This is a genomic window from Azonexus sp., assembly GCF_036170495.1.
Lineage (GTDB): Bacteria > Pseudomonadota > Gammaproteobacteria > Burkholderiales > Rhodocyclaceae > Azonexus.
This window is the reverse complement of sequence record NZ_JAVHPH010000052.1, coordinates 1-6,404: the sequence shown is the minus strand read 5'-3', so window position 1 is coordinate 6,404 and position 6,404 is coordinate 1. Positions and strand designations below refer to the sequence as shown.

General features: G+C 61.4%; 7 protein-coding genes. 5 read left to right on the top strand and 2 right to left on the bottom strand.

The window, feature by feature from the left end; translation table 11 throughout:
- Positions 1 to 2,356: methylmalonyl-CoA mutase family protein (locus ADADOO_RS01870; RefSeq protein ID WP_511274512.1), on the bottom strand; the 2,356-nt coding region annotated here is incomplete at its 3' end.
- A 195-nt stretch (positions 2,357 to 2,551) separates the two neighbouring features.
- Between ADADOO_RS01870 and ADADOO_RS01865 the strand changes: the two genes are divergently transcribed.
- Together ADADOO_RS01865 and ADADOO_RS01860 are read left to right on the top strand one after the other, a co-directional pair.
- Entirely contained in the window at positions 2,552 to 3,577 is a 1,026-nt protein-coding gene (locus ADADOO_RS01865; protein ID WP_511274511.1) for an AraC family transcriptional regulator, read from the top strand.
- A gap of 9 nt (positions 3,578 to 3,586) precedes the next feature.
- Entirely contained in the window at positions 3,587 to 4,144 is a 558-nt protein-coding gene (locus tag ADADOO_RS01860; RefSeq protein ID WP_511274509.1) for a DUF1439 domain-containing protein, read from the top strand.
- Between the two features lies 1 nt (position 4,145).
- Here the strand turns inward: ADADOO_RS01860 and ADADOO_RS01855 are convergent, their stop codons facing one another.
- Positions 4,146 to 4,904 carry a TerC family protein gene (locus tag ADADOO_RS01855; protein ID WP_511274507.1) on the bottom strand — a complete coding sequence of 253 codons (759 nt, stop codon included), beginning with the start codon at positions 4,902 to 4,904 and terminating at the stop codon, positions 4,146 to 4,148.
- Positions 4,905 to 5,190: 286 nt separating this feature from the next.
- Between ADADOO_RS01855 and ADADOO_RS01850 the strand changes: the two genes are divergently transcribed.
- The 3 genes from ADADOO_RS01850 to ADADOO_RS01840 form a co-directional block, all read left to right on the top strand.
- Positions 5,191 to 5,550, top strand: coding sequence for a hypothetical protein (locus tag ADADOO_RS01850; RefSeq protein WP_511274505.1), 360 nt, complete (start codon positions 5,191 to 5,193; stop codon positions 5,548 to 5,550).
- Between the two features lie 14 nt (positions 5,551 to 5,564).
- A complete protein-coding gene (locus ADADOO_RS01845; protein WP_511274504.1) occupies positions 5,565 to 6,083 on the top strand; it encodes a low molecular weight protein-tyrosine-phosphatase in 519 nt (172 codons plus the stop codon).
- A gap of 85 nt (positions 6,084 to 6,168) precedes the next feature.
- Positions 6,169 to 6,404: phasin family protein (locus ADADOO_RS01840; RefSeq protein WP_511274502.1), on the top strand; the 236-nt coding region annotated here is incomplete at its 3' end.

Genomic DNA, 6,404 nt, shown 5'->3' with positions numbered 1-6,404 from the left:
GGCTGATCGGGTTGGCGCCGGCTTCGGCGATGTGATAGCCGGAAATCGACACCGAATAGAAGTTCTGGATCTGGTGATGGACGAAGAATTCCTGGATGTCGCCCATCATCTTGAGCGCGAATTCGGTGCTGAAAATACAGGTGTTCTGGCCCTGATCTTCCTTGAGGATATCGGCCTGCACCGTGCCGCGCACGGTGGACAACGTCCATTCGCGAATTTTCTCGGCTTCGTCTTCGGTCGGCTGACGACCGTTGTCCTTTTGGAACTTGACCATCTGTTGATCGATGGCGGTGTTGAAGAAGCAAGCCAGGATGATCGGTGCCGGGCCGTTGATGGTCATCGAGACCGAGGTGCTCGGCGCGAGCAGGTCGAAACCGTCGTAGAGCACCTTGAGGTCGTCTAGCGTGGCGATCGAGACGCCGGAATTGCCGATCTTGCCGTAGATATCGGGGCGCTCGTCCGGGTCGCAACCATAGAGCGTAACCGAGTCGAAAGCCGTTGAGAGGCGGTGGGCCGGCATACCTTCGGAGACGCGCTTGAAGCGGCGGTTGGTACGGAAGGCGTCGCCCTCACCGGCGAACATCCGGGTCGGATCTTCGCCTTCGCGCTTGAAGGCGAAAACGCCGGCGGTGTAAGGGAAGGAACCCGGAACGTTCTCGCGCATCAGGAAACGCAGGGTTTCGCCATCGTCGCCGAACTTGGGCAGGATGACCTTCCTGATCTTGGTACCGGACAGCGACTCGGAAACGAGCTTGGTGCGGATTTCCTTGTCGCGGATTTTGACGACGTACTCGTCGCCGGCATAGGCCTCGACGGTGGCCGGCCACATGTCGAGCAGCTTCTTGGCCTTCGGATCCTGTTGGCTATCCTTGAAGGCGGCCATGTCGTCAAAGTCTGCGGTCGACTTGTCGCAAGCGGCAAAAATGCCCTTCGAAATGCGCAGCGACTGGCGTTCGCGGGCAATTTTCACCTGCTCTTCGGTATGCGCGTGATAGCCGCACACGGTGTCGGCGATTTCCGCCAGGTAGCGGACGCGCTGGGCCGGCACGATGGCACGCTGGGTCGAGGACTGTTTGACGGTGACCAGCGGCAGCTTGCCGGGCTGCAATTTCAGCCCTTTTTCGCTGAGGGCTGGGACCAGCGCCTGATACAGCGCAGTCACGCCATCGTCGTTGAAACGGGCAGCCTGTGTGCCGAACACCGGCATGTCGTCGGTCGGCGTGGTGAAGGCTTCGCGATTGCGCTGGTACTGCTTGCGCACGTCGCGCAGCGCGTCCTCGGCGCCCTTGCGGTCGAACTTGTTGATGGCCACGAAATCGGCGAAGTCGAGCATGTCGATCTTCTCGAGCTGCGAAGCGGCGCCAAACTCAGGGGTCATGACGTAGAGCGACAGATCGACGAAGGGCACGATGGCGGCATTGCCCTGGCCGATGCCGGAGGTTTCGACGATGACCAGATCGAAGCCGGCCAGCTTGCAGGCGGCGATGACCTCGGGCAGCGCGACGGAAATTTCCGAGCCGGTATCGCGGGTAGCCAGCGAGCGCATGAAGATGTTCGGATGCTCGATGGCGTTCATCCGGATGCGGTCGCCGAGCAGCGCACCGCCGGTCCGCTTGCGCGACGGGTCGATCGAGATCAGGCCGATCTTGACGCTATCGTTTTGATCAAGGCGGAAGCGGCGAACCAGTTCATCGGTCAGCGAGGACTTGCCGGCACCGCCGGTGCCGGTGATGCCGAGAACCGGCGTTTCCAGCGCGGCGGCTGCCTTGAGCAGCGGCGCCTTGAGGGCCGGCGCTTCGCCGTTTTCGAGCAGCGTGATGAGGCGCGCCAGCAAGCGCTTGTCACCCGCCTGCAAACCGGCTAGCGCCGACTCGGCCGTCGGTACGCCCTCATCGGCCACATCGAAATCGGACTTCTCGACGACCTCGTTGATCATGCCCTGCAAGCCCATGTGCACGCCGTCTTCCGGCGCGTAGATGCGGCTCACGCCGTAAGCGTGCAGTTCCTTGATTTCAGACGGCACGATGACCCCGCCGCCGCCGCCGAAGACCTTGATGTTGGCGCCGCCGTTGGCCTTGAGCAGGTCGATCATGTATTTGAAAAACTCGACGTGGCCGCCCTGATACGACGTGATGCAGATGCCCTGCACGTCTTCCTGCAAAGCGGCGTTGACCACCTCCTGCACCGAGCGGTTGTGGCCGAGGTGGATGACCTCGGCGCCGGTCGATTGCAGGATGCGCCGCATGATGTTGATCGAGGCGTCATGGCCGTCGAACAGCGAGGCGGCGGTGACGAACCGCACCTTGTGCTTGGGCTTGTACGGAGAAAGCTTCTTGGCAACGGAAAGATCGGTCATGACGCCAGCCTCATCGAAAAGATGGAAAGGCGCCCATGGTATGCCCCTTTGAAACCCCTGCCATTGTCGCGAATGACGACAATCGTGCAAATTCCGCCAAGGTGATACAGTGCTACGGTCAACCGGAAAAAATGGCCAAAATTGAAATCCAGCCGCCCCAAGCCGCCCAGCACCCGAACGCAAACCACTGTTGCCATGGGTTTTGTCACCGGCATGCTGGCCGGCCTGGCGCGACGAAACATCAACCCCGCCCGACTGCTGGCCGCCACCGACATTGACATTGCAGACACGGCCAGGCGGATTCCAGTCGAAAGCTACGCCGCGCTGTACAACCGGCTCAACCACCAGCTCGACGACGAAGGCTTCGGCCTGTTCGCCCAGCCGATGCGCGTCGGCAGCTTCGAATTCCTCTGCCGCGGCTGCCTCAGCGCCCCGACCCTGGCCGAAGCGCTGGCCCGGGCCAGCCGTTTTCTGCACGTCGTACTCCCCGATCTGGCGGTCAGCGTGCGCCGCTCGCACGGCCATGCCGAACTTGTCATTTCCGAAACGCGCAAACTAGCCGACGACACCGACGACGCCGGCCGCGTCTTCGCCTTCGAGTGGCTGCTTCGCCTGCTGCACGGCCTGTCATGCTGGCTGGCCGGGCGCGGTATCGGGCTGGACAGCGTCATCTTTCCCTACCGCAAGCCGCCCCACTTCGCCGACTACGCGCTGATCTTCACCGAGGATTCGCGTTTCGCGCCGACCGTTCCCGGCGGCACCGGCACGCTGGTCGCCAGCTTCAACGCCAACCTGCTCGACCTCCCCATCCGCCGCGACGAAGCCGCGCTCACCGCCTTCCTCGACGGCGCCCCGGGCAAGATCACCACGCTCTACCGGCGCGACCGCGAAATGGTCATCCGCGTCCGCGACCTGTTGCGCGCGGCGCTGCCCGAAACGCTGAGCCTCGACGACATCGCTCACCGCCTCTACCTGTCGCCACGGACCATCCACCGCCGTCTCGAAGAAGAAGGTTCGAGCTTTCGCGCCATCAAGGATGCCCTGCGCCGTGACATGGCGCTGGCCCGGCTAACCAAAACCAGCGACCCGATTACCCAGGTCGCCGCCGATCTCGGCTACGCCGACAGCTCGGCCTTTTACCGCGCCTTTGTCGAATGGACCGGCTTGGCCCCGCTACACTATCGGCGAAAATGGGCCGACAAACCGCCTGGAACGAACTGAAGGACCCGCATGACCATCAAATTGAAATCCGCATTGGCCACACTGGCCATGATCGCCAGCACACTAGCCTGGAGCGTTGGTTTTCTCGAACGCGAAATCGACTTCTCCGAAGCCGACATCCAGGCGCAGGTCGAAAAAAGCGGCACGCTGCGGAAAAGCTACGGCAACGGCCTGGTCGTCGTATCCCTGATCGAACCGCCCAAAATCCTGCTCGGCATCCCGGAAGGCAAGGCCACGCTAGCCGCCCGGATCAATGTCTCGCTGCTCGGCGGGCCGGCCGTACCGGTCGCTTTCGAAGGCACCTCGGGCATCCGTTACGACGATAACGCCAAGGCCTTCTTCCTCGAAAACCCGGTCGCCCATTCGGTCCAGTCGCAAGCCATCGGTCGCGAATCCGAGCCAATGGCTCGCCAGGCCGTTACCCAGCTAATGACCCACTACTTCCGCTCGAAGCCGGTATACATCCTGCGCGAAGACGGCACCGCCCAGGAAAAGGCGGCGCGCTGGCTGCTCCGTTCGATCCGCATCGAGCCAGGCCGCGTCGTCGCCATCCTGTCGCCGGTCTGACTTAGTCCGAGCCGAATTCCCGGGCATACGGCTCGCGCAGATCGACCGGCTTGACCATCTTCTTGCGCAGGCGGATGTTGAGCATCTCGACACCAACCGAGAAGGCCATGGCGAAATAGATGTAACCCTTCGGCACGTGGTGGCCGAAACCATCGGCAATCAGCACGACACCGACCACAACCAGAAATGACAGGGCCAGCATCTTGATCGTCGGGTGATTCGAGACGAATTCGCCGATCGCGCGGGCGAACAGCATCATCAGGCCAACCGAGGCAACGACGGCGGCGATCATCACGCTGACTTCACTGACCATGCCGACCGCCGTGATGATCGAGTCGAGCGAAAACACCAGGTCGATGACCATGATCTGGGCGATAACGCCGGCAAAACTGGAGGCCACCTTGCTTGATGCGTCGCCCTCCTCGCCTTCGAGCAACTGGTGCACCTCGCCGGTGCTCTTCCAGATCAGGAACAAGCCACCGGCAATCAGGATCATGTCGCGCCCCGAAACGCCGAAGCCGAACAGCGTCAGCACCGGTGCGGTCAGGCCGACGATCCACGACAGCAACAGCAGCAGCCCGATGCGCATGAACATGGCAAGAAACAAACCAAGGCGCCGCGCCAGTTCCTGTTTTTCCCTGGGCAACTTGTCGACCAGGATGGAAATGAAAATGATGTTGTCGATGCCCAGTACCAGCTCCAGCGCGGTCAGCGTAAAGAAGGCAATCCAGATTTCGGGGGAGAGCAGGAATTCAAGCATGGTAAATAGCCAGACAAAAGATCAGGCGCCCATTGTAGGAAGCACGCCGCCTTCATGCCACCCAGCCGGCCATCACCCATACTTCGAAAAAACCGAAGATTGAAAACCGGTTCATCAACAAATCATTCTCGCAAAATTTTATTGCCAAACATTCCGCATGCATTTTTTCGCATTCGCTACGGTAGCGGCTATCCTTATAGACTCAGTGACCGCAGCAACATAGCAGAACACCCTGGCCACCAAGCCGGCCGCCCGACGGTGGCGCCGAGGAACCCCGGAGAATCAAATGAACCACGCCAAGTCACGCGAAATCACCCTCGCCGCAAAAATCACCAACGAACTCGGCACAGCCCTGGAGAGGCTGCGCCTGGCCTGGAAAGAAAATCCATCGACCGTGCCGAGAGGGCTGTCATGTTCCGAATCGCGCGAGGGGCAGTTCGTCCTGGTTGCCGCCGAATCGGCTTTCGTCACCCTTCCCGGGGCCTGCGTCATCAAGGGCATCGGCGCCATTGAGCTGCTCGGCGACGAACCGGCCTTCGACGCCGGGGCCAAGTCAAAATCCCTGATCCTCAAAGCCACCCCGGAAGGCTGGCGATTTTCAGTCAAATTCGTGCCACCCATCGTGCGCGAAAGAAACTTGAAATAGCCCATCACGGCCCGATGAAAATCCCTTTCCGCATCCTCTGCGTCTGCATGAGCAACGTCTGTCGCTCGCCGACGGCCGAGGCGGTGCTGCGCCAATTGATTGAGCAACACGGGCTGGCGGACCGCATCGAGGTCTGCTCGGCCGGCACCCACGGCTACCGTGTTGGCGAAGCCAGCGACGCCAACAGCCAGCGGGCTGCCCGGGCGCGGGGCTATGACCTGTCACAGATCCGCGCTCGACGCATCGGCTGGCAGGATCTGGATTATTTCGACCTGATCCTGGCCATGGACCGGACCAATCTATACAACCTGCGACGCATGGCGACCGAGGAGCAGTTGATGCGGATCAGGTTGATCATGGACTACGCCAGGCGCTTCGACGAAGACGAGGTTCCCGACCCCTACCTCACGCTCGGTGGGCGTTTCGAGCTGGTGCTCGAGATGATCGAGGACGCGGCCAAGGGGCTGGTCGACGAACTCAAACGCCAGTTTGCTGCCGACGTCCCGACCGCATCCGAACCGGCCCATCATTAAAATTGCTGCAGTGCACAATTTTTGCAAATAGTGCGCTATACTCGTTTCCGAACACACCGATAACCCTTTCTTCTGGAGACAACACATGTCTATCAATCCTGAGCAATTCGCCGCCGCCAACAAAGCCACCGTTGACTCCCTGCTGTCCGTCGCCAACACCGCCCTGGCCTCTGCCGAGCGCATCGCAGCCCTGAACCTGAACACCGCCCGCGCCGCTCTGGAAGATACCGTTTCCGGCGTCAAGTCGGTCATGGGGGCCAAGGATCCGAAGGAAGCCCTCGCCGCTCAGACCGCCCTGGCCCAGCCGGCTGTCGAGAAGGC

Bases quoted from the DNA above. Each gene is read 5' to 3' on its own strand.
- ADADOO_RS01865 (WP_511274511.1), top strand. From the start codon at position 2,552: ATGGGTTTTGTCACCGGCATGCTGGCCGGCCTGGCGCGACGAAACATC.
- ADADOO_RS01860 (WP_511274509.1), top strand. From the start codon at position 3,587: ATGACCATCAAATTGAAATCCGCATTGGCCACACTGGCCATGATCGCC.
- ADADOO_RS01855 (WP_511274507.1), bottom strand. From the start codon at position 4,904: ATGCTTGAATTCCTGCTCTCCCCCGAAATCTGGATTGCCTTCTTTACG.
- ADADOO_RS01850 (WP_511274505.1), top strand. From the start codon at position 5,191: ATGAACCACGCCAAGTCACGCGAAATCACCCTCGCCGCAAAAATCACC.
- ADADOO_RS01845 (WP_511274504.1), top strand. From the start codon at position 5,565: ATGAAAATCCCTTTCCGCATCCTCTGCGTCTGCATGAGCAACGTCTGT.